Below are 25,211 nucleotides of genomic sequence, written 5' to 3'. Positions count from 1 at the left end.
ACCCCTGGCAAACCAATCACTCTGACGAAAAGACAATAAAGGATTTATCGATGACCTTTCGTAACGGCCTCGCTTCGCTCCTTCGCCCCGAAGATTCGGTACTCGTTCTGATTGACCACCAGGCTTTCCAGCTTACGAACCTGAACAGCCATGACCCGCATATGGTGGTCAACAACGCGACGGCTCTGACGAAGGCCGCAAAGGCCTTCAATGTTCCGACCATCATTACCAGCGTAATCGCCGATCGGGGCGGCTTCATCTTCCCGCAGATCACCAATGTCTTTCCGGACCAGGAAGTGATCGACCGGACGCTCATCAATACCTGGCAAGATCAGAAGGTCGTTGATGCTGTCAAGGCGACGGGCCGCAAGCAGCTGATCATTGCAGGTCTGTATACTGAGATCTGCGTCGCCATGCCGGCGATCCAGGCTGCCGGCGAAGGTTGGGATGTCACGGTCATAACCGACGCCTGCGGCGGCGTGTCTGTCGAGGCTCATCAGGTGGCGATCCAGCGCATGATCGCCGCAGGCTGCAACATGATGACGTGGCTGGCTCTGGCATCCGAATGGCAGCGCGATCATGCGCGAACCGAGACCGGCCCCGCATTCGTCGAGCTCCTCAAGGATCATATGGCCGGCAGCGGCATCGCCTTCCTGTGGGAGCAGCAGTTGCTCAACACGCCGGTGCCGACCACCACCACAGGCGGACACTAAGCACCAGCAGGGATGGCGGGAGACGGACGGACGCATCGCCAGGAATGCGGACGGTTCTCCGAACCTCGTCGTCCCTTTTCATCGCGACCCGACCTGTCGTGAGTACCCGGCGGCGCTCGTGAGAATGATGAAATTCCAGTGTCGGTCGCGGGGGCGGGCCGACCATATTTAAGGACTTCAAGATGGAAATCGGTATCGACAGTTTTGCAGCAATCCTCCCGGATCCCGCCACGGGCAGGCTTCCGTCGGCTACCGAGCGCATGGCCGAACTCATCGAGGAGGTCGTTGCCGCGGATCGCGTCGGGCTCGATGTTTTCGGCATCGGCGAGCATCATCGCGGCGAATTTCTCGATTCCGCTCCGACCGTCATTCTGGCCGCGGCGGCAGCGCGCACCAGCCGGATCAGATTGACGAGTGCCGTGACTGTTCTGAGCGCTGCGGACCCGGTACGGGTTTTCCAGGAATTCGCAACCCTGGACCTGATTTCCAAAGGCCGGGCCGAGGTTGTGGTCGGCCGCGGTTCGTTCGTTGAGGCCTATCCGCTGTTCGGCCTCGATACACGCGACTATGACGACCTGTTTGCGGAAAAGCTCGACCTGTTTCTTCAGCTTGGTGAGACGACCAATATTACCTGGGAAGGCCGCTTCCGTCCGGCGCTCGACGGGCAAGGTGTTTTTCCGCGTCCCCACCAACCAAAGCTGCCGCTATGGATCGGAGTGGGCGGCACACCGCAATCCTTCGCGCGTGCCGGTGCGCTCGGCATTCCCCTGATGGTCGCAATCATCGGCGGAAGCTTCGAGCGGTTCCGTCCGCTGGTCGATCTCTATCACGAAGCGGGCAAGCGCGCTGGGCACCGCCCCGAAACGCTCAAGGTCGGCGTCCACGCCATGGGCTTCGTCGGAGAGACCGATACAGAAGCCAGGGATGCATTTTTTCCCGGTTGGGCGCATCTGACAACAACGATCGGCCGCGAGCGCGGCTGGTCGCCACCGTCGCGCCAGCAGTTCGAAGCCATGGCAGGTCCGGAAGGTGCATTTCTGGTTGGCGCTCCACAAACCGTAGCGGCCAAGATGCTGCAGGCGAGCGAGACACTCGGCGGCGTTTCGCGCTTCACCTTCCAGATGAGCACGGCGTCTCTGGACACCGCGGCGATGAAGCGATCGATCGAACTTCTCGGCACCGAGGTCGCGCCGATCGTCAGGGCAGCGCGATAGGCTTTTGTGTCGGGCCGTATCGCCAAGCGGAGAGCGCAAAATGGACATCGAGGATCTGCGGACATTTGTCGAAGTTGCCGATGCCGGGGGCGTTTCCCCTGCCGCGCGCCGATTGGGGATCTCCAAGTCGATGGTCAGTCGGCGCCTCATCCGGCTCGAAGGCGAACTTGGTATCCAACTTCTTGCGCGAACGACGCGGGGCGCCGGCCTCACCGAGGCCGGCCTTACGTTTCGGGAATATGCAGCAAGAGCCTGTGCCGAGATCGACATCGCGCGAGAAACGATACTGCCCTCCGGTGACCTTCGCGGGCGCCTGCGGGTGGCTGTTCCGCTGACGTCGGGCCCAGTGCACTTTGCGCCCGTGCTTGCGGAAATGGCACGCCAGCATCCGCAGTTTCAGATCCACGCCGACTATAGCGATCGGTTCGTCGATCTGATTTCGGACGGCTTCGACTGCGCAATCCGGGTCGGCACCCTGCGTGACTCCAACCTGATTGCGAGGCGCGTCGGTCAGATCTACGGCAAGCTCGTGGCGAGCCCTGATTACATCAGAACGCATGGCTCACCCGAAAAGCCGGATGAAATCGTGGGGCACCACGCCTTGGTGGGGGCCGAAACATGGCGTTTCATGGATGGCGAAAAGATCGTCACCGTGCAGCCGCAGGGTCGCTTCAGCTCCGATAATGGTGCCGCGCTCGCCAGCGCGGCCGCCGCCGGGCTTGGTATCGCATGGCTCCCCGATTGCGTTACCCACGAATATCTCGAGTCGGGCGCGCTTGTGCCGATCATGACACGATATCCCTTGCCGGTCGGCGGCGTCTATGTCGTGCGACCGCCCAGTCCGCATCCGGCGAGAAAAGTCCGCATTCTCTCCGAGTTCCTGATCGAAGCATTCGACGGAAGCCCGTATCTGCAAGGTCTGCGAACTGATACCTTTGGCTGAGCGTTCCGCTTTTTGCGACACAGCTCACCGCGCGGCGTAGCTATTCGCGACGGTACTTAACCGTTAGTCACTTGGGTATGTGAGGGACTCTGCACCCCGGCAGGTCCGAGGTCGCCAAATGGCGAGGAGAGGTGAACGCGCATGAGTTGGAACCCCGCAATCGAACCAGGCTGCCCTGACGAGGTAGGCATCGACGCGATCGAGACCCTTATCGTCCCCCGAGCCCGTGACCTTGGTGGCTTCGAGGTTCGGCGTGCATTGCCGGCGCCCAAGCGGCAGATGGTCGGACCATTCATCTTCTTCGACCAAGCCGGCCCGGCCGAGCTCTTGACCGGCCAGGGCATCGATGTCCGACCGCACCCGCATATCGGTCTTGGCACCGTTACCTATCTCTATCGCGGTGATTTTCACCATCGCGACAGCACCGGGGCTGACCAGATCATCCGTCCCGGTGCATTGAACTGGATGGTCGCAGGCCGTGGGGTTTCTCATTCGGAGAGGACATCCGCAGCGGCGCGTACCGGGCCGAACAGCCTGTTCGGGATACAGACCTGGTTGGCATTGCCGGAACGCCACGAGGATATGGCGCCGACGTTCGAACATCACGGCAAGGAGACCTTGCCGGTGATCGAGGACCACGGGGTGACGGTTCGACTCATTCTTGGCAACGCCTATGGCAAGGTCGCTCCCGCGACCATGTTGTCGGAGACATTTTATGCCGATGTCACGCTTGAGGCAGGCGCTCGCCTGCCGATGCCGGACAATCACGAGGACAGGGGCATCTACATTGTCGAAGGCACGATCTCTGTCGCGGGGCGGGAGTTCGAAGCGTCCCAGATGATGGTTTTCCGTCCCGGTGACAGGATTACGGTCGCAGCCGGACAACAAGGCGCGCGACTGATGATACTCGGCGGCGCAACCCTTTCCGGTCCGCGCTACATCTGGTGGAACTTCGTTGCCTCATCCAGGGAGCGCATCGAGGAAGCCAAGGCCGAATGGCGAGCGCAAAAGTGGGGCGAAGGACGTTTCGATCTGCCGGCCGACGATCGCGACGAGCACATTCCCTTGCCGGATTAACAGGCGCACGGAGGTTGGCAGAGTGCCGGCGTGCAGCATTTTACATTCGTCATGGCTTGGGGAAATGTTCGCGCGTACCAGTTTGCTTGGCGTCCGGTCCTGCGTAAACCGAAGCGCCGCTATGGCTTTCCCTTCTGCATATATCGATAATCTCCCGGCTGCTCATCACGTCGCCAAACAGCCGGTAGAACGCGATAAGCGCAGCGTTGTGATCGGCATCGCTGTGCGCGGCGTTTGCGTCGGATACCATGATCGTTTTGAAATTCAGCATCATGGCGTCGCGCGCCGAGCTTTCGCAGCAGGTGTTGGTCACAGTGCCGGCGATCAGCACCGTATCGTAGCCCTGCGACCGCAGAAGGCCTGGAAGGTCTGATGATCCTTGGATAAAGGCGGAATAGCGGAATTTCAGAACCCGCTGGTCTTCCGGCTGGACATCGAGCTCGGGCCAGAGCGCATGGCCAGGAGAGCCCTCGGTCATGGCTTCGATGCGCTTTCTGCCGCTCTCGGGCTTCATGTAGTCGTAGAGCACGGACCATGAAGTGAAGCAGCTTTCGTCATGGGTGTTCTGGATCCAGAACACCTTCCCGCCCGCCTTGCGAAGCGCTTGGGCGAGCTGGTTGATAGCCGGTACGATCGTCGGGGCCATTTCGCAGAGCGCATGGGCGACACCCGGCACCATGAAGCCGTTCTGCATGTCGATCACCACCAGCGCCGTCGTCTTGGGATCGAAGTCGGCAAAAGGATGGGCCGTGCCACGTCTTGCGATCACGCTATCGATCACGGACTCGGGAATATCGATCTTGTGCATCAGGAGACATCTTTCTGTACGAAGGCGAACGGGGGCGGCACGCGCCGTCAGTCGATCGCGGCGGACATTCTCAGCCCCTCGATCATCGAGCTTTTTAGCAGGTGGGCGTGAAGGGCCTTCCGGTCGGCGGTGATCTTCTGGAGGCCAGCAAGGATCTCACGGCGCTTCTCAGGACTCTTCTCCCGCATTCTCGCCCGGTTGGCATCGGCCTGAGCAAGAATCTGGTCGCGGGCGACAGGTCGTCGGCGGCGGTCGTAAAGGGAAAGTCGGTCGAGGCCGGCGGCATGTTTGAGAATGTCGGAAAGTGCAGCGCTGAGTTCGAACGCGTCGTGAATGCCACCATTGAGGCCCATGCCTCCAGACGGAGAGTTCAGATGTGCCGCATCTCCGACCAGAATAACGCGCTGATGCACATAGTTATCCACTATCCTCTGATGGACGCGATAGGGGCGCTTTTCGATCACGTCATAGGCGCCGCTTTTCGGCACGATCTGTTGCAGGCTCGCCTCCACCGCATCGGCCGTCAGCTGATCCTCTACCGACAGATCTTCCCTGGGATAGATCGAAACACGCCACCTTCCAGGCACTTTCAGAAGAGAAAAATTGCCACCGTCTTTCCAGCAGTAGGAGACGTTGGAAATGCCCTCGAGATTGTCCTCGAATGGGAAGTGGGTGGTCACCAGCAGCGTCGTTTCCGGATAAGTCAGCCCATTGAAATCTATGTCCAGCATCTTGCGCACGATGCTGCGTGAACCGTCGGCGCCGATAAGGAACCGCGTCCGCAGCTGGCTTTCCTCGCCGGTATGGGAACGCAGTTTGACGAGAACACCTGCCTCATCCTGCTCGAAGCCGGTGACTTCAGTGCCGAAGCGGATATCGGCCTTTCCGTCCTCGCAAAGAGCCTCCTTGAGGGCAACGGAGAGCTTCCATTGCTCGCATTGCAGGCGGAACGGATAGCGTGTGTCGCTGTCCAGCACGGACAGGTCGAATACGGCGCGTTCTCCATCGGGGTGCAGCCGGATCTGCCACTCGGGGCATATCAGTCCCTGGCCGAGGAGTTTTGCGGTGATCTCCAGTTCCTCCAGCATGTCGAGTGTCGGAGGATGGAAGGTCGAGGCGCGCAGATCCTTCTCGATTGCCATCTCTTTTTCCAGAACGATCGTGGTCAGGCCTGCCCGGCTCAGCAACAGAGACAGGCAGAGCCCGACAGGCCCGCCGCCGCAAACAATCACTTCGCAATCAAACTTCGCAGTCTCAGCCATAGTTTCCGTTCCGGATGCCGCGGTCCAGACTTGACGAACGGCAATGTTGTTTTATCAATAAAACAACTCAATGCGATCCATAAAGCAAGAGGTCGCGATAAAAGCGGGAACTGAAACGTGGCGGATGATTTTCAAGCACGCCGCATTGTAGTGGCTGGAGGCTGCGGCGGTATCGGCCGCGCGGTCGTGGGCGCTCTCATCGCAAAAGGCGCCCTTGTCATCTTGCTGGATCTGCCAGCGTCTATCGAACGTCACGGTGTTCCGAGCGGAGCACACGCGTTTTCGGTGGACGCGCGCGATGCTGCCGGGGTTGAGAAGGTCTTTGCGGAGATTGAAGAGCGCTTCACAGCGATCGACGGACTGGTCAATCTGGTCGGCTTTTCGCGGGAACGGCAGTTGGTCAGCGAGACGTCGGACGATCTTTGGCATGAAGTGACGGACGGCAATCTCAACTCCGCCTTCTACATCACTCGCTCCGCCCTTCCACTATTGAAGCGAGGGCATGATCCCGCGATCGTCAACACATCCTCGGGGCTCGCCCTCAAACCGACGCCGGGATATGGTCCCTATTCGGTGTCGAAGGCCGGCATACTTGCCTTGACGCGACTGCTTGCTCAGGAAAATGCCCCTGTCGTACGAGCCAATGCCGTCGCGCCATCCGCCGTTGATACGGCCTTCCTGCACGGCGGCACCGGTCGCGGCGGTGACGATAGGAGCACAACTCGGATGGATGTCGAAGCCTATCTGAAAACGGTCCCCCTCGCACGGCTTGCCGAAGCAGAAGACATCGTCGGGCCGATCCTTTTTCTTCTCTCCCGGCAATCCGCCTACATCACGGGCCAGACCCTGCATGTGAATGGCGGACTTTTGATGGTGTGATACGGATGAACGCTTTGTTGCCCACCCAATTCTCCTCGAATATCACCAGCCTGATCGGCGGCAAGGCGAGTTCGCCATCGGGCCATCAGCTCCCGGTCTTCTACCCTGCTACAGGTCAGCAGATTGCGACGCTGCATGAGGCGGATGCCGACGAAGTTGACCAGGCGGTCAAGGCAGCACGTCGTGCCTTCGATACTACCGATTGGGCAAGGCTACCCGTCGAAAAACGCCAAGAGCTTCTTCTGGCGATCCAGGCCAAGATCATTGCTCATGCCGACGAACTGGCACGGCTGGAATGCCTCAATCTGGGCGTTTCCATGCGGGAATTGCGCGAACGGCACGTCAAGCGGGCTGCCTACAATTTTCGCTTCTTCGCGGAATATATCGGCCAAACAAAGGGCGACGTCTACGACCAGACGACTGGATATCGTTCCGTCGTCGTGCGCGAACCGGTTGGCGTCGCGGCGCTGATCGCACCCTGGAACGCGCCCACCGCACTCGCCTCCATGAAGGTCGCCGCCTGCATAGCCTTCGGCAATACCTGCGTCCTGAAGCCATCGGAACAGACGCCACTGGCGCTAAGGTGTTTTGTCGATCTGCTGCATGAGGCAGGTGTACCGGATGGCGTGGTAAATATCGTCAACGGCCGCGGCTCGGTGACGGGGGAGGCGCTGGTAAACCATCCGGGTGTCGATCGCATCAGCTTTACCGGCGGCACCGAGACGGGTCGCCGCATCATGTCGCAAGCTGGGCTGAGGCTCAAACCATGCACTTTGGAGCTTGGCGGCAAGAGTGCCAACATCGTCTTTGCCTCCGCCGATCTCGACCGTGCCCTCGATGCGGCACTGGTCAGCATCTATTCCAACAATGGCCAGCAATGCCTTGCCGGCTCCCGCATTCTGCTCGAGAAGTCTATCGCGGATGATTTTATCGGCCGGTTCGTCGAACGCGCCGCGAAGATACGCATCGGCGATCCGATGCTGGATGAGACGGAGCTTGGCCCCCTGGCATCCTCGGGCCACCGCGATCGCGTTCTATCTTTCGCCGACATTGCGGTAGGCGAGGGCGCCGAGTTGCTGACCGGCGGAAAGGCGGCAAGCCTGTCCGGCGATTTGGCGGGCGGCTATTTCGTCGAGCCCACCGCCGTGTTCGCCAAGTCGAATTCCAGCAGAGTGTGTCAGGATGAGATCTTCGGGCCTTTCGCGGCCTTTCTCACCTTCGACAGCTACGAAGAGGCGATCGGCATGGCCAATGACACGCAGTTCGGCCTCGTGTCCTATCTCTGGTCCGACCATCTGCCGACCGTCGAGGCGGCAAGCCGCGACCTGAAGTCCGGCGTCGTCTGGGTGAACACTACGATGACGCGGGAATTGCGGGCTCCCTTCGGCGGATACAAGGATTCCGGCGTCGGACGCGAGGGGGGCGAGGCGAGCGAGCAATTCTATACCGAGATCAAGACCGTGACGACACCGACACGACCCATCACCGTGAAGAAGATCGGGATCAGCGACTAGAAAACCACCAGAGAGGAATTTCGATGACCACGCGACGTTCATTCCTGACATATGTTGCCGCGACCACTGCGGCAGGCTTGTTCCCCATGCCGGCAATTCTCCGGGCCCAGGGCCTGGAGCAGATCAACGTCCTGACGCCATTCGCGTTCGGGGCGAGCTTCATTGAAATGATGAACGCTGTATCAGGCGGACATTTCGCCAAGCAGGGGCTCGACGTCAAGCTCGAAGCGGGCCGTGGCGGCGCGCAGACCCTGCAGCAGCTGGTTGCCGATCAGACGCGCTTCATCCGCATCTCATCCATCGAGCAACTCGTGGCCGCGGAGAAATCTTCGGAAGATCTCGTCTGCTTTTCCACGATGTACCAGGCCTCGACTTTTCACGTGGTCTCGCTGACGTCGAAGCCGATCGCTTCGGCAGAAGAGCTGCGCGGCAAGACCGTTGGCCTCGTCTCGGTCGGCGGATCGACGGAGATTTTCCTCAACCTGATGCTGGGCAAGGTGGGGGTGCCGCCAGCCGAGGTGAAGCGCGAGGTGACTGGGATACGCCCGGCGCGTTCGGCATCCTGCAGACCGGGCGTGTCGACTGCTTCATCTGCTCCATCAATGTCGTTGCCGCGCTTCGTCACATGAACGCCCCGGTGGAGATCTGGTCCACCGATCGTTATGCGCCCATGCCGAGCCAGGGATATGTAGCCAAGCGCAGCGTGATGGAGAAGAATGAGGATCAGTTCGTCAGAATCAGCAGGGCACTCACTGCATCCGTGAACGAGATCATCAGCGAGCCGACGGAGATGATCTACCAGCGCGCCTCAAAGGATTTCCAGATCCCTCGCCTAGACCAGTTGGATGAGCTCACCGCCATCACGCGCGCGACAATCGATGAACTGTGGTTATCCCAGGGCAAGGACAATCTGATGCGCAACGTTCCCTCGCTCTGGGAGCAGGGCGTGAACACGCTGCGGGACGCCAAGCTGATTTCCGCTGACGATCCGACGCGCTTCTACACCAACAGCTATATCGACAGGGCCTTGAAGGGATGACAGGCCGCCCATCCGGTCGTCGATCATTTCAGGAGATCGGCGACCATTGAGCTATGGGCCCGATGCTTTGGCGTGAAAGCCGCATCCGGTATTCGAAACGGTCGGGAGGGTAGAAGCCCTCCTGATGCAGAACCGGTTCGTGGTTGGCGTTGAACATCAGTCGACGCATCACGATCAGCGGGGTTGCCGGCTCGACCTGCAGGTGCAAGGCCATGTCGGCGGTGGCCGCGACGGCACTCAAGACCTGATCGGCGTCATAGGCGAGAACGTCACCTCTTTCGAGCGCGCGGACGATCGGTTCGTCACCTATCTCTTCCGGGTCGAGCAGGTGGCAATGGCGCTCGGGTATATGAAGCGTGGTCAGCGAGATCGGCTTTCCCTCCATGCTGCGCAGTCTGACGACGCGAAGGCAGCGCTCGGAGCGCAGTTGACGGGCGATCGCCGGCTCCGCATCCAGCATCTCCCAGGCCAGGTTGACCGCAGTCGTGCGCCGATCGAAGGACAGGAGATTGTCCAATACGCTCGATATGTCGGACTTGCCCGGCTCGGTGCTTTCCCGCGCCGGAAATGTACCTTTGCCATGCACGCGTCGGATCAGGCCCTCCTGCTGCAGCCGCAGGAGCGTCTTGCGGATCGTTACGCGGCTTACGCCGTAACGTTGCGCGAGCATGGGCTCTGAGGGTAGCGGCTGGGTAATGTCCAAAGAGCTGTCCGTCAAAAGTTGCCGAAGCTGCAGATAGATCTGGTGGTAAAGCGGCTGAATGCGGCTTCGTGGAGCCATCAGAGGCTTCTTGTCGGGATCGTCTTCGCTCACTGCAAGTCTCCCGTCGAATATGCGATCATTGGAGCCCGTATAGCATCGCATAGGGGCAGGGAAGGAATATTTCCTCGTTTGCCGTCGCGCCGAGTGGGCATGGCTAGAAGAGCCGGTCTTTCTTTTTCACAATATGTATGGAAGATAATACAAGTTGTCGCGCCGTTACGATACGGTGCACTCTTTGGGGAATTGCGATGTCCGTTGCCTATGCACCGAAAGGCCTCGTGGGCGTGTTTACGCCGCAGGCCAATACGACTGTCGAACCGGAAATGGCATTGATGACGCCACCGGGAATGGCCTTTCTCAATGCGCGGATGACAAGCAAAGCGGCCACCATCTCGGAGCGTCTGCTGGACTACATGTCTCAGTTCCCGGCGCAGCTCAGCCAGTTCGCCAATGCGCCGCTCGATGTGATCGCAATCGCCTGTACCGGCGCCTCCTATCTTCTGGGAAAAGATGCGGAAGACGAGCTTCTCGCGTCGATCAGAGAGGTAACCGATCGCCCTGTGATCACCGGCGCGACAGCTTCCCTGGATGCGCTCTCGATGCTTGGTGCAAAACGGATCGGCCTTGTCTCACCCTACAATTCGGCATTGGATGCCGAGAGTGCGGGCTATTGGCGTTCCCGGGGCCTTGAGGTCGTCGCGGAAGTCAGCGCCTTTCGCGAGACTGATGCGTTCCATCCGATCTACAGCCTGGACGCCGCGGCAGCAGCCAAGGCGCTCCGACAACTCGAGGGCCGGGATCTCGACGCGGTTCTGATGCTCGGCACCGGCATGCCGACCCTGGAGGCTATCGCGGCGCAGCCTTTCCTTGGTAGGGCGCCGGTGCTGTCCTGTATGCTTTGCATCGGCTGGAGAGCCGCTGCTCTGGCCTCGCCGGATTTCGACACCAGGGAGAGCCTGCTCGATTGGATTGGCGGCGGCACCTGGAAGGCATCGCTCCAAAGGAGCCGCATGCGCTAAGTCCGCTCCGTCTCAGCCGTGATGGCATGGAATAATTGTATGCCTGCCGGACGAGAAGGCGGCGAAAGAGGTGCTACCAGGCACAGAGAGTTGTGGGCGGGGACAAATTTGTCCCCGCAAATCCACCGCCGGCAATGCGCTATCCGGTTGCGCCAATGTTGGCCGCGCGCGAAGTCTTGCGACCGCTCTCGATGAGAGCTCGGGTATAGTCTTCGGCCGGCGACAGGAAGATTTTCTCGGTATCGCCCTGTTCGACGATCTGGCCGCGCTTCATCACGATGGTCTGGTCGCAGATCTGCCGTATGACAGCGAGGTCGTGGCTGATGAAGACATAGGTCAGGTCGAGCTCGGCCCGCACCTGCTGGAGGAATTCCAGCACCTGCGCCTGGACCGAGATATCGAGCGCGGAGGTCGGTTCATCGAGGATGAGCAGCCGGGGATTGAGCGCGATGGCACGGGCGATGCAGACGCGCTGCTTCTGGCCGCCGGAAAGCTCGTGGGGATAGCGATACTTGAACATCCGCGGCAGCTGAACGATGTCGAGCAACGCCTCGACACGGGCCTCGATATCACGCTTGCTCATATTCGTCTGGATGCGCAGCGGTTCGCCGATAGCATCGCCGATCGTATGGCGGCCGTTAAGTGCCGAATGCGGGTTCTGGAAGACGAACTGCATGTGGCGGCGCATCTGCCTGAGCGGCTCGCCGTTCAGGCCCGAAATGTTCTGGCCGTCGAAGATGATGTCACCGGAGGTCGGCTCGATCAGGCGTAAAAGCATGCGCGCCAGCGTGGACTTTCCGGAACCGCTTTCGCCGACCACGCCGAAGATCTCGCCCTTGGCAACCGAGAGGTTGACCTTGTCGACTGCTGTGAAGGGCTCGCCGGACTGGCTCTTGTAGATCTTGGTGAGGTCATGCGCTTCGAGCAGCTTGACCGGCTTCTCGGTTTTCGGTTCCGCTGCCGCCGCGGCGACCCGCTTCGGCTCGGCCTCGATATCCGGCACGGCCGCGAGCAACTGCTTTGTGTAGGCGTGCTGCGGATTGCCGAGAATGTCAGCTGTCGCGCCCTGTTCGACGATCTCGCCCTTGTACATGACGGCACAGCGGGTGGCGATCGTCGCGATCGCGCCGATGTCATGGCTGATCATCACAACCGTCAGATTGAGCTTTTCCACCAGCGACTTGATGAGGTCGAGAACCTGCGCCTGCACGGTCACGTCGAGTGCCGTCGTCGGCTCATCGGCGATCAGCAGTTCCGGCTTGCCGGCAAGCGCCATGGCGATCAGCACGCGCTGGCGCATGCCGCCCGAAAGCTGGTGCGGATACTGGTCGAACAGCTGATCAGGATCGCGCATGCCGACCTGGTCGAGAAGTTCGACGGTGCGGGCGCGTCGTGCGGACTTGGACGCAACACCTTCACCGCTGGCACGTTGATGCGCCGCGATGACATCGGAAATCTGCTGCCCGATCGTGAAGAGCGGGTTCAGATACGTCATTGGATCCTGGAAGATCATCGAGATGCGAATGCCGCGGATATTGCCCCAGGCCTTCTCTGTCAGGCGGGTAATGTCCTGCCCGTCGAAGGTGATCTGGCCTTGCGTGACCTCGGACCCCTTCGGGCCGATGCCCATGACGGAACGAACCAGAACGGTCTTGCCCGAACCGCTTTCGCCGACGATGCCGAGCGTGTCGCCGCGGTTGACGGTGAGGTTGATACCCTTCAACACATGCACCGGGCCGTCGAACGTTCCGATGTCGAGGCTGTAGTCCTTGATGTCGAGAAGAGGCGTGCTCATCGGGTGCGGCTCCGGGGATCGAGGATGTCGCGCAGGCCGTCTCCAAGCAGGTTGAAGCCGAGCACGGTGAGGAAGATGGCGGCGCCCGGGAAGAAGGAATACCACCACCAGTCGGGCATGTAGGAGCGTGCGACCGAGACCATGGCGCCCCATTCGGGTGCCGGCGGCGGTGCGCCGAGGCCGATGAAGCCGAGGCCGGCCGCGGCCAGGATTGCCATGCCCATGTCCATGCTCATCTTGACGATGATCGGCGACATGCAGTTGGGCAGGATATGGTGCCAGAGGATCCACGGCGTCTTCGCGCCGATCGAGCGGGCGGATTCGACGAAGAGCTCTTCCTTCACCGAAAGCGTCTTCGCCTCGACAAGGCGCACGTATCCCGGCCACCAGACGATTGCCAGCGCGATCATGCAGTTCGTCAGGCCCGGCCCGAGCGAGGCGACGATGGCGAGCGCCAGCGCGAGCCCCGGCACGGCGAGGAACAGTTCGGTCACCCGCATGATGCATGCACGCAGAAGACCACCCTTGTAGCCGGCGATGATGCCGAGCGGCACACCGATCAGTGCGCCAAGCCCGGTGATGACGATGCCGATCCACAGCGAAGTCCGGGCACCTGCGATGACGCGCGAAAAAATGTCGGCGCCCATTTCATCGGTGCCGAACCAGTGCTCGGCGCTCGGGGGCAGAAGCCGTGCGGCCATATGCACCGCGCCCCGCGTATCTTCCGGATAGGGCACGATATAGGGGCCGATCGCCGCGAGGATGAGAAAGACGACGACGAGCGTCAGTCCCAGCATCGAGGAGAAGCTGCCGCGGAACATGTGGGCATAGAGCCGCATTTGGCGGATCTGGCTGGCATTGCGCTCGCGAAAGGAGAGGGGTCGTGTCGCCGTCTGTTCGATATTGGACATCAGGCTCTCCGAAGGCGCGGATCGATCCAGGCATAAGCGAGGTCGACCAGGGTGTTGGTGATGATGAAGAGGAAGCCGATCAGGAGTGTCACGCCGATCACCGGCTTGAAATCCGAGGCGAGCGCGGAAGAGACGGCATAGAGGCCGATGCCCGGCCAGTCGAAGACAGTTTCGACCAGCACTGTCGAGCCCAGCATCCAGCCGAAGCGCAGGCCGATCATAGCAAGCGTCGGCAGAAGTGCGTTCTTCAGTGCGTAGCAAATGACAATACGGCGTGACGAGATGCCGTGGGCGCGTGCGGCGACGATATAATCGGACTGCAGCACTTCGATCATCTCGGCGCGGTTGACGCGCAGGATGGAGGCAAGACAGGGGAAGCTCAGAACAATAGCCGGCAGTATGATATAGGAGAGCGCTGTGTTGAACGTCTTGAAATTGCCAGCCAGCAGCGAGTCGATCAGCAGCGAACCCGTGATGAACTCTGGCGGGCGTGTGACCAGCGGCAATCTGCCCGAGACAGGAAGCCAGCCGAGATCGACCGAGAAATAGAGCTGCATCAGGATACCGAACCAGAAGGCCGGGATCGCGACGCCGGAAATCGACAGGATGCGGGTGAAGTGATCGATCGGGCCATCCTTGTAGACGGCCGATAGCATGCCAAGCGGAACGCCGACGAAGATACCCAGCAGCATCGCGACCAGTACCAGTTCGATCGTCGCCGGAGCGTAGCGGAGAAGCTCGTCGAGCACCGGACGTGTCGAGACGATGGAGGTGCCGAAATCGCCCGTGACGAGATCCTTCATGTAGATCGCGAATTGCTCGATCATCGGACGGTCCAGACCGTATTCGGTGCGGATCGTCGCGACCATGTCCTCGGTCGCATTCGGGCCTGCCACCAGTCTGGCGGGATCGCCGGGTGCGATATTGGTGATGACGAAGGTCAGCACCGCGATGCCGAGCATCGTGCCGGCCACCGTCAGGAGCTTTCGCAGGGTAAAGGTCAGCATCTTCGTTCCGGGTCAGGTAGAAAAAGGAGGCGGCGGGCCGCCTCCCGGATGAAGCGAGATCAGCTAGAAGGGAAGACTACTCTTCCTTGATCCACAGCGGATAGAGGTCGACTTCGCCGGTGAAGCGGACCGGGCTGAAGTTGAAGCCCTGCAGATAGCTCTGGTGTGCCCAGCGGCGGTTCTGCAGCATGCCGAAGACTTCCGGCTGATCGGCGACGATCTGCTTTTGGATGTCGGCATAGAGCTTGGCGCGTTCGTCCCAGTTGGTCGAGCCGCGGGCCTTGTCGATCATCGCGGAGACGTCGGCGTTGTCGTAGAACGCCATGGCGTAATACTGGCCCCAGCTGTTCTTGTGGTACTGGTAGGCAACTGCGTCCGGATCGGTCGAGATCGGCGTGGTGAAGACCGAGGTCATGTTCGGCGACGTCTCGACCTTGGAACCGGCTGCAACCATGTTCGGCCACTGCTCCGGCTTAATGTTGACGCCGATATTCAGCGCTTTCAGGTTGTCGAGAAGGACGAGGCCGATACGACGTGCCTCTTCGAGGCCGGCCACATGCACGTAGTCGAGCGTGATGCCGCCGTTCGGATAAGCGGATTTCGCCAGGAATTCCTTTGCCTTGGCAAGATCCTTGCGCGGAATGCCAGGAACCTCGATATGGCCCTTCATCGCGTCCGGTAGCGGGCTGGTTTCCAGCGATGCCGCACCGTTATAGACGCCGACCAGCGCATCATAGTCCATTGCATAGGCGATCGCCTTGCGCAGGTTGATGTCGGCGGTCGGGCCCTTCTGCGTGTTGAACTTGATGCCGAAGGTCGTCATGCCCTTGTGGTTCTGGATGACGATGCCCGGTACTTTTTCGATCTGCACGTAATCGTCCGAGGTCAGGCCTTCAACGATGTCAGCTTCGCCGCGCTGCAGGGCAGCCTTCTGGGCGGCGGGCTCGCGGATGATGCGGTAGATCACGCCGGCCGGGCGGTTTTCGCCCTGAGGCCAGCGCTTCCAGTAATCGGCGACGGATTCGACTTCATAGAGAACATTCGGTTCCCAGCGGCCGAGCTTGAACGGGCCGGAGCCGGCTTCGTTGTCGGTCAGCCACTTCTGGCCGTAGTCGCCATCCACTTCGTTGGCCTTGACCTGCGCCGGGTTGACGACGAACCACCAGGGGAGGAAGGAGAGGAACGGTGCATAGGGCGCCTTGAGTTCGAACTTGACGGTATAGTCGTCGACGACGCTCACGCCTTCCGGCGCGAGAAAGTCCTTCAGCATCCAGGCAACGCCCTTGTTGAGCTTCAGGCCGCGTTCGAAGGAGTAGCGAACGGCTTCCGCCGTCACCGGGTCGCCATTGTGGAACTTGGCGTTCTTGACGAGATGGAAGGTCCAGGTCTTGCCGTCCTCGCTGGTCTCCCACTTCTCGGCAAGCCACGGCTTAACCACAGCCGGATCACCTTCATACTTGACCAGCGCGTCATAGACGCCCTGCTGGATCATGCGGGTCGACCAGTCGTAGCGGATATGCGGATCGAGGACAGGGATCGCCTGGCGGCCGCCGAAGACGATGACATTGCCGTTGTCCGTGCGCTCGAATGCTTGCGCCGGAGCAGCAAGAACCGACGAGGCCAGAAGCCCCGCCAGTACGATATTCCTGATCACAGTACCGAACATTTCGTTCCCTCTCTTATTGAAGTGGTTGGTGGTCAGATCATTTGACGGACGACGCCGGCAACGAGGCGGCGCGACAGAAGAACGGGGGCCTTGATGCTCTCGCGGGCGGCGTCGAGCATCTCCTTCGAATAGCCCATGCAGTGCATGACAACGAGGTCGCAGCCTTGGAGTGTCTTTGCCTTATCCCTCATGTCGTCACCTGCGTAGGGGGAGGCGGCGACAAGGCGTGGAGCGCCCGAAAAGACATGGCGTTCAGCGAAATCATTCACCTGACGCTCCAGTGGTAGGATGACGCCGAGCTGGCGTGCGGAGGCGGCCAGTGCCTCGACGGTCGAATCTACGATGCGCTGCGCCTCGACCACCAGCGTGCTCTGCAACGGATCAATCTTGGTGCCCGTGCAGAGGAGGACGATGAGATCGAATCCTTGCTGGTCGATATCCTGGAGGAGAACGTTGAGCTTTTCTTCCGTGCGCGGCTTAGAAGAGACGATCTCTTCGCCATTGGCCAGACGGGTGGCGAAGGAGTGTTCGCCGTCGCGGGCCTTGATGTCGTCGAGTTCGGCTGCGCTCATGCCGTCGAGAACACCGAACTCCTTATACTCGATCTGGCCCTCCGGCAGGCCCAGTGTGATGTCGGCCATCATTTCCGGCACCACGTCGATGCGCGGTGTCTGGCCAATGGTGACGAATGCGATCTTGAAGGGGGAAGGCATGCTGTCCGAGGTCCCTTTGTGATGTCTCTATGACAGGGAGCCTACCGTCAGCGTTGGCGCATCCACTATAGGGTAATGCCCCTAGATGCCTCTGATTCTGAGTTTATTTTAGCGCTCAATATTTCAGCAAATTTCGTGATTCGACGAAATTCTTGATGAAAATGTCGCCAATCGACAAAAATGTTTTCAAGGATGTCCCGCGGCCACGACCATGCGGATAAGCGTGTTGGCGGAGTTCACCTCCATCTTGCTCATCACGTTGGAGCGGTGGATCTCCACCGTCTTGGGGCTGATGCCGAGCTGTCTTGCGATCGCCTTGTTGGACAAGCCCTCGGCCACCAGCGACAGGACCTGCCGTTCGCGTGGCGTCAGTCGCTGCAGCTTTTCCTCGAATTCGGGCGAAACGCCGGGGGCTGCGACCGGATGCGTGCCGAGCAGAAGCAGCCTGATCGCCGAGACGATAATGCGCCGCGCGAGCACGACCGGCTTGCCGCTCGCCTTGGCCACCATCTGCCGGTCAGCCTCGGTAAAGCTGACTGAATTCAGGACGATGATCTCGCAATCGGCAAGGTCGACAAGCGCACTGGCGAGCAGGCGCTTGTCGCCATCGGCGGCATAGCTGGCAGTGATCTTGTAAGGTGCGAGGGCGGGAATATCGAGCTCGTCGACCTGTTGCGCCAGCGGCTGGATAAGGCCGACCGCAGAGCCGTGGGCGGCGAGCGAAATCACCATGGATTCCATCGCCCGCTGGGCATTCACCGTCGGGCAGGTGCTTTCGAAATCGCGAAACAGGCCGGTCGAGAGGATGACGATAAGATCGAACTCATTCGGCTGAAAATCCGCGGCGATCCGCGACATACGCTCGGTGATCCGCGGTTTCGAAATGACGATGTCGCTGCCATCGGCGAGGCGGGTGACGATGCTGGGTTCTCCCGGCCGCACCTTGAATTCCTCGATTTCCGTCTTGGAAAGTCCGTCAAGCGCGCCGATTTCCAAGGCATCGATCGGCATGTCGAGGCTTGCAAGCATCTCGTCGATGATGTCGGCGCGGGGCGATTGTCCGACGCTCAAGAACATCACCCTGTAGCGCGTTTCGGCATTGGCCAAGGGTAGCGTTGCCGACGTCGGCATGTCCTTTTTTGCGCTCAGCGACGTTATCCCCTCGATGCTCTCCAAACCCCCTTCTAGCGATGCTCAAAAACAAGGCAAGCTCATTCTAGGGGCAGTCCCCTATAGGCAGCGCAGACGGCTCGTGGCTAGTTTCTAGCACATTCTTCGGAGGTAAACATGATCCGTGATTTCGATGAGAGCGAGATTGATCCGCTCGCGGTAGGCGCCTGGATTCTCGGCACCGGCGGCGGCGGCAGCCCCTATCTTGCCCAGCTCAATCTGAAAAAGCTCTACAAGGACGGCAAGCGCATCAAGCTGATCGATCCGCTGGCGCTCGATGACGGCGATGCCGTTGCCGTCGTTTCCAAGATGGGCGCACCGCTTGTCGGCCAGGAGCGCCTTGTCGATCCGGCGCATCTCGCCCGTGCCATGCAGCTGATGGAAGAATATACCGGCCGCAAGTTCCGCGCCGTGATGAGCGTCGAGATCGGCGGCGGCAACGCGCTGTCGCCCTTCCTCGCAGCCGCGATGCTGGATATCCCGGTTGTCGATGCCGACGCGATGGGCCGTGCCTATCCGGAAGCACAGATGACGAGCTTTGCAATCGGTGACCTGCCGATGTACCCGCTGACATTGGTCGATTGCCGCGACAACGAGGCGATCGTTGCCAAGGCCGCGTCCTGGAAGTGGATGGAGCGCATCTCGCGCAAGATCTGCACCGAAGTCGGTTCCACCTCGGCCACCTGCAAGGCTCCCCGTACCGGCAAGGAAGTGAAGGAATGGGGTGTGCTCCATACCGTCACCAAGGCCACCAGCCTCGGCCGTGCCGTGCTAGAAGCCCGTGCCGCGCACACCGATCCCGTCGAAGCGGTGCTGGCCCATGAGGGCGGCAAGACGCTGTTCAAGGGCAAGATCACCGATGTCGATCGCACGACGACCGGCGGCTTCCTGCGCGGTGCTGCTCACATCGAAGGCCTCGATGCCGATCGCGGCGCCAAGGTGGAACTCGCCTTCCAGAACGAATGGGCGGTCGCCTTCCGCGACGGTCAGCCAATCGCCATGACGCCGGACCTGATCTGCCTGCTCGATACCGTGTCGGGCGAAGCGATCGGCACGGAAACGGTGCGTTACGGCCAGCGTGTCACGGTCGTGGCCCTGCCGGCGCCGGATGTGCTCACCACGCCGAAGGGGCTGGAACATGTCGGCCCCCGCGCCTTCGGATATGACCTTGATTTCAAATCGGTGTTTGCAGCATGAAGCGGATCGGAATTGACGTAGGCGGCACGAATACGGATGCCGTGCTCATCGATGGCGAGAAAGTCGTCTCGGCCATCAAGTTTCCCACCACTGCGGATGTCATGCAGGGCGTGGTCAACGCCATCGGTCATGTCGTGAAGGCTCAGCCGGCCGGGGCTTCTCCGGTCGATGCGGTGATGATCGGTACGACGCATTTCACCAATGCCGTCGTCGAGCGCGCCCGTCTGGAACGTGTGGCCGCAATCCGCATCGCCATGCCGGCCGGCGCCTCGTTGCCGCCGATGATCGACTGGCCGGATGATCTGCGCGAAAGCGTCGATCCGCTCTCCTTCATGGTCCATGGCGGCCATGAATATGACGGTCGTCCGCTCGTGCCGCTCGCTCGTGATGAGATCCGCGATGCGGCGATGAAGATCCGTGACGCCTGCATCACCTCCGTCGGCATCACGGCGCTCTTTTCGCCGCTGACCGCCGAATGCGAGCTGGAAGCCGCCGAGATCGTCCGCTCGATCATGCCCGAGGCACGCATCACGCTGTCGCACACGCTCGGCCGCATCGGCCTTCTGGAGCGCGAGAACGTGACGCTCTTGAACGCTGCCCTACAGGGTCTCGGCCGCAAGACGATCGACGCCTTCAAGGATGCGCTCGTCCAGGCCGGCGTCAACGCGCCCTTCTACCTGACGCAGAACGACGGCACCGTGGTTCTGGCCGATGTTGCGGCCGCCAACCCGGTCTACAGCTTCGCCTCCGGCCCGACCAACTCGATGCGCGGTGCGGCCTTCCTCACCGGCCTCAAGGAAGCGATGGTGGTGGATGTCGGGGGCACGACGTCGGATATCGGCTGCCTCGTTGGCGGCTTCCCGCGTGAAGCCAACAACGTCGTCGAAGTCGGCGGTGTACGCACGCTGTTCCGCATGCCCGACCTCCTGCCGATGGCGCTTGGTGGCGGCACGATCATCGATCCGGAAACCCGCAAGATCGGCCCGCGTTCGGTCGGCTATCGCATCACCGAAAAGGCGCTCGTCTTCGGTGGCGACACGCTGACGACGACGGACGTTGCCGTTGCTGCCGGTCTCGTCGAGATCGGTGACCGCGACCGCGTCAAGCATCTCGACAAAGACCTCGTAGCGGACCTTCTCAAGCGCATCGAAGTGATGGTCGAGGACGGTATCGATCGGATGAAGACTTCGGCGGATGGCGTGAAGCTGATCGCTGTCGGCGGCGGCGCATTTCTCATCTCGGAGCGCCTCAAGGGTGCAAGCGAAGTGCTGCGCGTCGAACATGCCGGCGTCGCCAACGCGCTCGGCGCGGCCATGGCCCAGGTTTCCGGCGAAGTCGACCAGGTCTTCTCCGACATGTCGCGTGACAAGGCGCTTGCCGAAGCAGAGCGTATCGCCCGCGAACGCGCGGTCGAGGCTGGTGCGGATGCGAATTCGATCGTCACGCTCGACACCGAGGACATCCCGATCGCCTACCTGCCGGGCGACGCCCGCCGCGTGCGCGTTCGCGTCGTCGGTGACATCGCCTTCATGAAGGACGGTCAGAAGAAGGCTTCGTAAACGCGGCCTTACATTCTACCCTGGCAAAAACGAACTGCATCCCCGGTCCCTGGAGACCGGGGATTTTGCGTCTCAAACGGATGAGGATGCGTCATGAAGGCCATGTATTACGAAGCGTTCGAACAGATGCCGGAAATCAGGACACTTCCTGACCCCGAGCCGGCTTTCGGCGGTGTCGTCATTGAGGTCGGCGCAACCGGGCTCTGTCGCAGCGACTGGCATGGCTGGAAGGGCCATGATCCGGATATCCGGCTGCCGCACGTTCCCGGCCATGAACTGGCCGGCAAGGTGGTGGCCACCGGCAAGGGCGTGATGCGCTTCAAGGTCGGCGACCGCGTCACCGTTCCCTTCGTCTCCGGCTGCGGCCATTGCTCGGAATGCCATTCCGGCAACCAGCAGGTCTGCCCCGACCAGTTCCAGCCCGGCTTCACCCATTGGGGCTCCTTCGCCGAATATGTCGCGATCGATTATGCCGATACCAACCTCGTGCATCTTCCCGAAGAGATCGACGACGCAACGGCTGCAAGCCTCGGCTGCCGGTTCGCCACGTCCTTCCGCGCCGTTGCCGATCAGGCCCGCACGGGGCCGGGAGATTGGGTGGCTGTCCACGGCTGCGGTGGCGTCGGCCTCTCTGCGATCATGATCGCCACGGCCCTCGGCGCCAATGTCATCGGCATCGATCTCACCGACGACAAGCTGGCGATGGCTCGCCAATGCGGTGCCGTCGCTACCATCAACGCCGGCACTGCGCCGGATGTGGTGGAAGCCGTGCGCGAAATCACCAAGGGTGGCGCGCATGTCTCGATCGATGCGCTCGGCCATCCGACCACATGCTTCAACTCGATCAAGAACCTGCGCCGCCGCGGCCGTCACGTCCAGGTCGGCCTGATGCTGGGCGCCCACTCTACACCGCAGATCCCTATGGCCCAGGTGATCGGCCATGAACTGGAGATCTACGGAAGCCACGGCATGCAGGCCTGGCGCTACGATGCCATGCTGGCCATGCTGACCGCCGGCAAGATGAAGCCGCAGCAGTTGATCTCGAAGCGGGTAAGCCTTGTTGAAGGTGTTGGAGAATTGGTCAACCTCGACAAGGCCGAGACGCCGGGTATCGCCGTGATCACCAGCTTCTAACCATCAGTTCTTGCGTTAGCAGGCACAACGCGCAGATAGAGTTTGTCCGCTATATGTCGTCCTGGCATTTTCGCGACGGCACGATGCTGAAGGATTCCTCTCCAGCATTCAGAAGACGGTGTCGTTGCAACGCGCTGAGCTCGTTTCTGGATTTCAAGGAACGAAACGCGTGGTCAGGATTTATTTTCATCGGAAAATTCGATATGAATGCCTGATCGTGATATTCAGGCTTGGCGCATGAACCAGAAATTTCTCGTTATCGATCCCGAAAAGGACCTTGCCGCAATCAAGGGCGTTTCCTCGCTTCCTCGCATCAAGCTCTTGAAAGAACTGTCGAAACGACCCGGCATCAATATCAATGACCTCGCCCAGGCGGCCAATCTCCCGCAATCGTCCGTTTCCACTCATCTGCAGGTTCTGGAGAAGGCGGGCCTTGTCCGTGTTGAAGTTCAGAAGGCCCGCAAGGGCAATCAGAAGATATGCTTCGCCGTTTATGACGAACTCATCGTCAGCTTCCAGTCGAAAGCAGAGGAACTTTCGTCTGATCTGATCGAGGTTTCGATGCCGCTCGGTCTCTATACGAACAATGCGGTGACGGCGCCCTGTGGAATATGTTCGACGGAAGGAATCATCGGACTTCTGGATGTCCCGGAGACATTCATGGATCCGGAGCGGATGAGGACGAGCCTCCTTTGGTTCACAAGCGGCTTTGTCGAGTACCAGTTTCCCAACAACGCCAAACTGCGCGGGGACAGTATAGAAGCGATTGAAATCGTTATGGAAGTCAGCTCGGAAGTGCCGGGAACGCTCGCCAACTGGCCCTCCGATATCGTCGTGTCGATCAATGGTCACGAGGTCGGAGTATGGACGTCGCCCGGTGATTTCGGTGACCGCCGCGGCACCTACACGCCGGACTGGTGGAAGCTGAAAGGCTCGCAATATGGCATGCTCAAGACATGGTCCGTGACGGATGCCGGAACATACGTGGATGGTCTGCGCATCTCCGACGTCAATGCTTCGAACCTGGCGCTTGATGATCACCGCTCCATCCGCGTGCGTGTCGAGGTCAAGGCGGAAGGCAAGCATCCGGGGGGGCTGAATATTTTTGGCAAGGGCTTCGGGAACTACGATCAGGACCTGCTATTGCGCCTGAAAACAAGGCGATAAGTCCTATTATTGTGTTGCGTTTCGCCCGTTTTTGCTGCGACGCACCACAATTTGCCCATTGACATCAATGGCCATCTCTCATGAGTATATCGAAAAATACGATTTATATCGTTTATCGGATTGCTTCTGGGAGGAATGAGCATGAAGGCACGCGTCTCGGTCCATCGGGATTTCAAGATCAGCACCATCGACGAGCGGCTCTATTCCGCCTTCATCGAACATATGGGGCGCGCTATCTATGGCGGCATCTATGAGCCGGGCCATCCCGAGGCTGACGCGAACGGCTTTCGCAAGGACGTGCTGAAATTCGTCCAGGAGCTGAAGATCCCGGCGATCCGTTATCCGGGTGGCAATTTCGTTTCCGCCTATCGCTGGGAAGACGGCATCGGCCCGCGCGAACAGCGCCCCGTGCGCCTCGATCTCGCCTGGCGCTCGAAGGAGACCAATCAGGTCGGTATCAATGAATTCGCCGACTGGTCAAAAATGGCCGGTATCGAGATGATGCTTGCCGTCAATCTCGGCTCTCGCGGCCTGGAAGAAGCCCGCAACTTCCTCGAATACGTCAATTTCCCCGGCGGCACGACATGGAGCGACCTGCGCCGCTCGCATGTCGACAATGACGGCTACGGCGTCAAGATGTGGTGCCTCGGCAACGAGATGGATGGTCCCTGGCAGATCGGCCACAAGGTGGCAACCGAATACGGGCGGCTCGCCAACGAGACGGCCAAGGCCTTCAAGGGGTTCGACAAGTCGATCGAGGCGATCGTCTGCGGCAGTTCCAACGACGGCATGGAGACCTATCCCGAATGGGAGCGCGAGGTGCTGGAAGAGTGCTACGAGAATGTCGACTACATCTCGCTGCACAAATATTTCGGCAACAAGAGCAAGGACACGCTCAACTATTTCGGCAAGATCGAGGAGACGGGCCGCTATATCCAGACGATCGCCGGCGCAATCGACTATGTGAAAGCGAAGAAGCGCGCCAAGAACGATGTCTATATCTGCTTCGACGAGTGGAACGTCTGGTATCATATCCGCGAAGAAGACAGCCACCGTTGGCGCACATGGGACTGGCCTGAAGCGCCGGCCCTGCTTGAAGAGACCTATAATTTCGAGGATGCGCTGTTCGTCGCAGGTCTGCTCAACGAGTTCATCCGCCGCTCCGACCGCGTGCGCATCGCCTGCATTGCACAACTCGTCAACGTGATCGCGCCGATCCGGGCGGAAAAGAATGGTCCGGCCTGGCGCCAGACGATCTACCATCCCTACCGCTTCGCATCGATCTATGGCCGCGGTGATGCGTTGAACGTCGCCGTCGATGCGCCGACCTATGACTGCAGCGTCGCTGACGATGTCTCCTACCTGGACGTGGCTGCCGTTCATAACCGCGAGGAGGGGCTGCTAACGCTCTTCATCGTCAACCGCCACCTGACGGAAGCTGCCGATCTCGATATCGGCCTGACCGGATTTGCCGACCTGACGCTCGTCGAGCATCATGCGATGGAGGGCTACGGCCTTAACGAAACGAATGGTCCCGACAAGCCGGATCATGTCGTGCCGAAGGCAGGTTCGGGCGTCGGCGTGGAGGACGGCAAGATCAAGGGATCGCTCAAGGCGCTGTCCTACCATGTCCTGCGTCTCAAGGTCGGTTGAGGCGGCAC

Annotated in this window: 24 protein-coding genes; 14 read left to right on the top strand and 10 right to left on the bottom strand. The window is 60.5% G+C overall.

Annotated features, from left to right (window positions below; all coding sequences use genetic code 11):
• Positions 1 to 50: 50 nt before the first annotated feature.
• The 4 genes from BM216_RS00185 to BM216_RS00170 all read left to right on the top strand — a co-directional run bounded on the left by BM216_RS00185 (position 51) and on the right by BM216_RS00170 (position 3,947).
• Positions 51 to 713: an isochorismatase family protein gene (locus BM216_RS00185; RefSeq protein ID WP_092993152.1), complete on the top strand. Its 663-nt coding sequence runs from the start codon at positions 51 to 53 to the stop codon at positions 711 to 713.
• A gap of 182 nt (positions 714 to 895) precedes the next feature.
• On the top strand, positions 896 to 1,927 hold the full coding sequence (locus BM216_RS00180; RefSeq protein ID WP_092993149.1) for an LLM class flavin-dependent oxidoreductase: 1,032 nt from the start codon (positions 896 to 898) through the stop codon (positions 1,925 to 1,927).
• A gap of 40 nt (positions 1,928 to 1,967) precedes the next feature.
• Positions 1,968 to 2,870, top strand: a complete 903-nt coding sequence (locus BM216_RS00175; RefSeq protein WP_092993146.1) for a LysR family transcriptional regulator — start codon at positions 1,968 to 1,970, stop codon at positions 2,868 to 2,870.
• Positions 2,871 to 3,011: 141 nt separating this feature from the next.
• Positions 3,012 to 3,947, top strand: coding sequence for a pirin family protein (locus tag BM216_RS00170; RefSeq protein ID WP_092993144.1), 936 nt, complete (start codon positions 3,012 to 3,014; stop codon positions 3,945 to 3,947).
• A 49-nt stretch (positions 3,948 to 3,996) separates the two neighbouring features.
• On the opposite strand, the gene BM216_RS00165 is transcribed toward BM216_RS00170, so the two are convergent.
• The 3 genes from BM216_RS00165 to BM216_RS34535 are packed head-to-tail and all read right to left on the bottom strand — an operon-like array spanning position 3,997 to position 6,272.
• Positions 3,997 to 4,755, bottom strand: coding sequence for an isochorismatase family protein (locus tag BM216_RS00165; protein ID WP_092993140.1), 759 nt, complete (start codon positions 4,753 to 4,755; stop codon positions 3,997 to 3,999).
• Positions 4,756 to 4,802: 47 nt separating this feature from the next.
• A complete protein-coding gene (locus tag BM216_RS00160; RefSeq protein ID WP_092993137.1) occupies positions 4,803 to 6,017 on the bottom strand; it encodes an FAD-dependent oxidoreductase in 1,215 nt (404 codons plus the stop codon).
• Between the two features lie 54 nt (positions 6,018 to 6,071).
• A complete protein-coding gene (locus tag BM216_RS34535) occupies positions 6,072 to 6,272 on the bottom strand; it encodes a hypothetical protein (protein ID WP_244530066.1) in 201 nt (66 codons plus the stop codon).
• Between BM216_RS34535 and BM216_RS00155 the strand changes: the two genes are divergently transcribed.
• From BM216_RS00155 to BM216_RS00140, 4 genes are read left to right on the top strand one after another with little or no spacing between them, the layout of a single operon-like run.
• Positions 6,204 to 6,896 (top strand): SDR family NAD(P)-dependent oxidoreductase, encoded by a 693-nt coding sequence (locus BM216_RS00155; protein WP_244530050.1) that lies wholly within the window; start codon positions 6,204 to 6,206, stop codon positions 6,894 to 6,896. The two genes, BM216_RS34535 and BM216_RS00155, sit on opposite strands and share 69 nt — an antisense overlap.
• Before the next feature lie 5 nt (positions 6,897 to 6,901).
• Entirely contained in the window at positions 6,902 to 8,410 is a 1,509-nt protein-coding gene (locus BM216_RS00150) for an aldehyde dehydrogenase (RefSeq protein ID WP_092993131.1), read from the top strand.
• A 23-nt stretch (positions 8,411 to 8,433) separates the two neighbouring features.
• Positions 8,434 to 9,039, top strand: a complete 606-nt coding sequence (locus BM216_RS00145; RefSeq protein ID WP_092993128.1) for an ABC transporter substrate-binding protein — start codon at positions 8,434 to 8,436, stop codon at positions 9,037 to 9,039.
• Positions 9,040 to 9,047: 8 nt separating this feature from the next.
• A complete protein-coding gene (locus BM216_RS00140; protein WP_143102692.1) occupies positions 9,048 to 9,449 on the top strand; it encodes a substrate-binding domain-containing protein in 402 nt (133 codons plus the stop codon).
• A gap of 28 nt (positions 9,450 to 9,477) precedes the next feature.
• Here BM216_RS00140 and BM216_RS00135 read toward each other — a convergent pair whose 3' ends face one another.
• Positions 9,478 to 10,263: a GntR family transcriptional regulator gene (locus tag BM216_RS00135; protein ID WP_177230657.1), complete on the bottom strand. Its 786-nt coding sequence runs from the start codon at positions 10,261 to 10,263 to the stop codon at positions 9,478 to 9,480.
• 197 nt (positions 10,264 to 10,460) lie between these two features.
• Between BM216_RS00135 and BM216_RS00130 the strand changes: the two genes are divergently transcribed.
• The gene (locus BM216_RS00130; RefSeq protein ID WP_092993120.1) at positions 10,461 to 11,231 is read left to right on the top strand and encodes a maleate cis-trans isomerase family protein; all 771 of its coding nucleotides are present in this window, start codon (positions 10,461 to 10,463) and stop codon (positions 11,229 to 11,231) included.
• Between the two features lie 139 nt (positions 11,232 to 11,370).
• On the opposite strand, the gene BM216_RS00125 is transcribed toward BM216_RS00130, so the two are convergent.
• The 6 genes from BM216_RS00125 to BM216_RS34530 all read right to left on the bottom strand — a co-directional run bounded on the left by BM216_RS00125 (position 11,371) and on the right by BM216_RS34530 (position 18,454).
• On the bottom strand, positions 11,371 to 13,026 hold the full coding sequence (locus BM216_RS00125; protein ID WP_092993117.1) for an ABC transporter ATP-binding protein: 1,656 nt from the start codon (positions 13,024 to 13,026) through the stop codon (positions 11,371 to 11,373).
• Positions 13,023 to 13,937, bottom strand: coding sequence for an ABC transporter permease (locus tag BM216_RS00120; protein WP_092993114.1), 915 nt, complete (start codon positions 13,935 to 13,937; stop codon positions 13,023 to 13,025). Before BM216_RS00120 ends, BM216_RS00125 begins: the two co-directional genes overlap by 4 nt.
• Positions 13,937 to 14,944: an ABC transporter permease gene (locus BM216_RS00115; protein WP_092993111.1), complete on the bottom strand. Its 1,008-nt coding sequence runs from the start codon at positions 14,942 to 14,944 to the stop codon at positions 13,937 to 13,939. Before BM216_RS00115 ends, BM216_RS00120 begins: the two co-directional genes overlap by 1 nt.
• A 76-nt stretch (positions 14,945 to 15,020) precedes the next feature.
• A complete protein-coding gene (locus BM216_RS00110) occupies positions 15,021 to 16,610 on the bottom strand; it encodes an ABC transporter substrate-binding protein (RefSeq protein ID WP_092993108.1) in 1,590 nt (529 codons plus the stop codon).
• 32 nt (positions 16,611 to 16,642) lie between these two features.
• On the bottom strand, positions 16,643 to 17,323 hold the full coding sequence (locus tag BM216_RS00105; protein WP_092993105.1) for an AroM family protein: 681 nt from the start codon (positions 17,321 to 17,323) through the stop codon (positions 16,643 to 16,645).
• 186 nt (positions 17,324 to 17,509) lie between these two features.
• Positions 17,510 to 18,454 carry an AroM family protein gene (locus BM216_RS34530; RefSeq protein ID WP_092993102.1) on the bottom strand — a complete coding sequence of 315 codons (945 nt, stop codon included), beginning with the start codon at positions 18,452 to 18,454 and terminating at the stop codon, positions 17,510 to 17,512.
• A gap of 156 nt (positions 18,455 to 18,610) precedes the next feature.
• On the opposite strand from BM216_RS34530, the gene BM216_RS00095 reads away from it, so the two are divergent.
• From BM216_RS00095 to BM216_RS00075, 5 genes are all read left to right on the top strand, one after another.
• On the top strand, positions 18,611 to 19,690 hold the full coding sequence (locus BM216_RS00095; RefSeq protein ID WP_092993099.1) for a DUF917 domain-containing protein: 1,080 nt from the start codon (positions 18,611 to 18,613) through the stop codon (positions 19,688 to 19,690).
• Positions 19,687 to 21,249: a hydantoinase/oxoprolinase N-terminal domain-containing protein gene (locus BM216_RS00090; protein ID WP_092993096.1), complete on the top strand. Its 1,563-nt coding sequence runs from the start codon at positions 19,687 to 19,689 to the stop codon at positions 21,247 to 21,249. Before BM216_RS00095 ends, BM216_RS00090 begins: the two co-directional genes overlap by 4 nt.
• A 93-nt stretch (positions 21,250 to 21,342) precedes the next feature.
• The gene (locus BM216_RS00085) at positions 21,343 to 22,383 is read left to right on the top strand and encodes a zinc-dependent alcohol dehydrogenase family protein (protein WP_092993093.1); all 1,041 of its coding nucleotides are present in this window, start codon (positions 21,343 to 21,345) and stop codon (positions 22,381 to 22,383) included.
• A gap of 237 nt (positions 22,384 to 22,620) precedes the next feature.
• Complete coding sequence (locus BM216_RS00080) at positions 22,621 to 23,550, top strand: ArsR/SmtB family transcription factor (RefSeq protein ID WP_092994935.1); 930 nt, start codon at positions 22,621 to 22,623, stop codon at positions 23,548 to 23,550.
• Positions 23,551 to 23,691: 141 nt separating this feature from the next.
• The gene (locus tag BM216_RS00075) at positions 23,692 to 25,203 is read left to right on the top strand and encodes an arabinosylfuranosidase ArfA (RefSeq protein WP_092993090.1); all 1,512 of its coding nucleotides are present in this window, start codon (positions 23,692 to 23,694) and stop codon (positions 25,201 to 25,203) included.
• Positions 25,204 to 25,211 lie beyond the last annotated feature (8 nt).

The sequence above is a fragment of the Rhizobium sp. NFR07 genome (assembly GCF_900111905.1).
Classification (GTDB): domain Bacteria; phylum Pseudomonadota; class Alphaproteobacteria; order Rhizobiales; family Rhizobiaceae; genus Neorhizobium.
The sequence above is the reverse complement of the archived record's forward strand: the minus strand, read 5'-3'. Positions and strand labels throughout refer to the sequence as shown.